At 63.5% G+C, this 2,312-nt stretch carries 1 protein-coding gene; it reads right to left on the reverse strand.

Going from position 1 to position 2,312, the window contains the following annotated elements; all coding sequences use genetic code 11:
• The coding region (locus DOU50_RS00435; RefSeq protein ID WP_148768485.1) for an Ig-like domain-containing protein at positions 1–2,312 on the reverse strand (2,312 nt) is incomplete at both ends.

Consider the following 2,312-nt stretch of genomic DNA (forward strand, 5'->3'; position numbering starts at 1 on the left):
TCTTGCCGCCGAAGGTGATGGTAACGGTCTGGTTTTCCTCAACGTTCGAGGTCGCCCCGGAGAGCACCAGATCCGCGCCCTTCTCGGCGGCGTTAATCACGTCGTCGGCGGCAATCGCATCGATGCTGATGGCAACGGTCGCCAGATCCACCGTCACATCGTGGCTGATGGAGACCGGATTACCGGCGCTGCTCTGGCCTGCCACGGTCACGGTGACCGTGCCTGCATTCAGCGCACCCACGTCCGCAGCCGGGATCGCCGCGCGCCAGGTGCCGTCCGCCAGCACGGTCGCCGGATAGGTTTTGCCGTTGACGGTCACGGTCAGCGCCGCCCCCGCCGCCAGCCCTTCGCTGGTGCCGGTGATAATCAGGTTCTGCCCGTGTTCGATGCTGTTGATCACGTCGTCACCCGCCACGGTATCCACGCGCAGGCCCGGCAGGTTAGCGTCTATCACGATCTCGCGCTCAGCGGATCCGCTGTTGCCGACGCCGTTGGTCACGCTGGCTGACACGGTCAAATCGCCGTTGCCCAGCGCGGTCAGCACGTCCGACGGCACGTTAACGGACCAGGTGAGATCGCTCTGCACCGTTGCGGTGTAGCTGTTGCCGCCAATGGTCACGGTCACGGTATTGCCCGCTTCGGCATTCACCACCTTACCGCTGATGGTCTGGCCGGCTGCCAGCTCCGCCGCGTTAATAATGTCGTCGCCCGCAATGGTGTTGACGATCACGCCCGGCAGAACGGATTCCACGTTCACGGTGTGTGACGTGCTGGTATTGTTGCCGACGCTGTCCGTTGCCGATGCGGTAACGGTATACAACGCTTCGCCCAGTTGGCTCACCTGATCCGCCGGAACGGTAGTCGTCCATTTCCCGTTATCGTCCACCAGCGCGCTGTACGCTTTGCCGTTCAGCATCACGGTCACCGCCGCGCCTGCCGCCAGGCCGGAAGCCGTACCGGAAATCGTCAGATCCTGGGTTTTCTCGCTGTTATTGATCACATCGTCACCGGAAACGGTGTCAATGGTCAGCACAGGCGCGGTCAGGTTCACCTCCACGCCGTGCGTGGCGCTGTTGCTGTTGCCCGCTTTATCAGTCAGCGCCGCGGTAATGGTGTAATCCCCGGCGGCCAGCGCGGTGACGTCCGCCGCAGGCACGCCCACGCTCCAGTTGCCGGAGGCGTCCAGGGTAGCGGTGTACGATTTGCCGTTGAGGGTAACGGTGACCACGTCGCCCGCCGCCGCGCCGGTCACGGAACCGGTGACAATCAGGGCCTGCGCATGCTCGGCGCTGTTGATCACGTCGTCGTCGGAAACGGTGTGAATGGTCAGCTGTGGAACGGTGGTATCAACCAGCACGTCGCGGTCCGCGGAGGCCGGGTTACCCGCTTTATCCGATACGGCGGCGCTGACGGTGTAGTTCCCATCGGCAATCGCGCCCAGATCGGCGGACGGTACGGTCACGCTCCAGCTGCCGTTTGCCTGCACGGTGGTGGCGTAGTCCACGCCGTTAAGGGTCACGGTGACGGTCTGTCCCGCTTCGGCGTTGGTCACGCCGTTAATCACCAGATCCTGCTGCGCTTCGGCCGCATTGATGATGTTGTTGTCGCTGACGATCTCGATAGACACCGTCGGCGCGGTGGCGTCCACGCTGAACTCGCGGCCAGCCGTGGCGCTGTTGCCGTTCACGTTGGTGACACTCACCTGCACGCTGGCATCGCCGTCCTTCAGACTGCCCAAATCGGCAGACGGTACGGTCGCCGTCCAGTTGCCGCTGGCATCCACCGTCGCGGTGTACGACTTGCCGCCGAAGGTAATGGTAACGGTCTGGTTTTCTTCCACGTTGGTGGTGGAGCCGGACAGCACCAGGTCCACGCCTTTCTCCGCCGCGTTAATCACGTCGTCCGAAGCAATCGGGTCAATGCTGATGGCGACTGCCGCCAGATCGACCTTCACGTCATGGCTGATGGAAACCGGGTTGCCCGCCGCGCTCTGGCCTTCCACGGTCACGGTAACCGTGCCCGCATTCAGCGCGCTGACGTCTACCGCCGGAATGGCCGCCGTCCAGGTTCCGTCCGACAGTACGGTGGCCGCGTAGGTTTTACCGTTGACGGTCACCGTCAGCGCCGCGCCCGCTGCCAGGCCTTCGCTTGAGCCGGTGATAATCAGGTTCTGAGCGTGTTCAATGCTGTTGATCACATCATCGCCCGCCACGGTATCGACGCGCAGGCCCGGCAGGTTGGCATCTATAACGATTTCGCGCTCGCCCGTTCCGGTGTTGCCGTGGCCGTTGGTGACGCTGGCTGATACCGTC

This window comes from Enterobacter sp. C6 (assembly GCF_008122455.1).
Taxonomy (GTDB): Bacteria; Pseudomonadota; Gammaproteobacteria; order Enterobacterales; family Enterobacteriaceae; genus Enterobacter; species Enterobacter pseudoroggenkampii.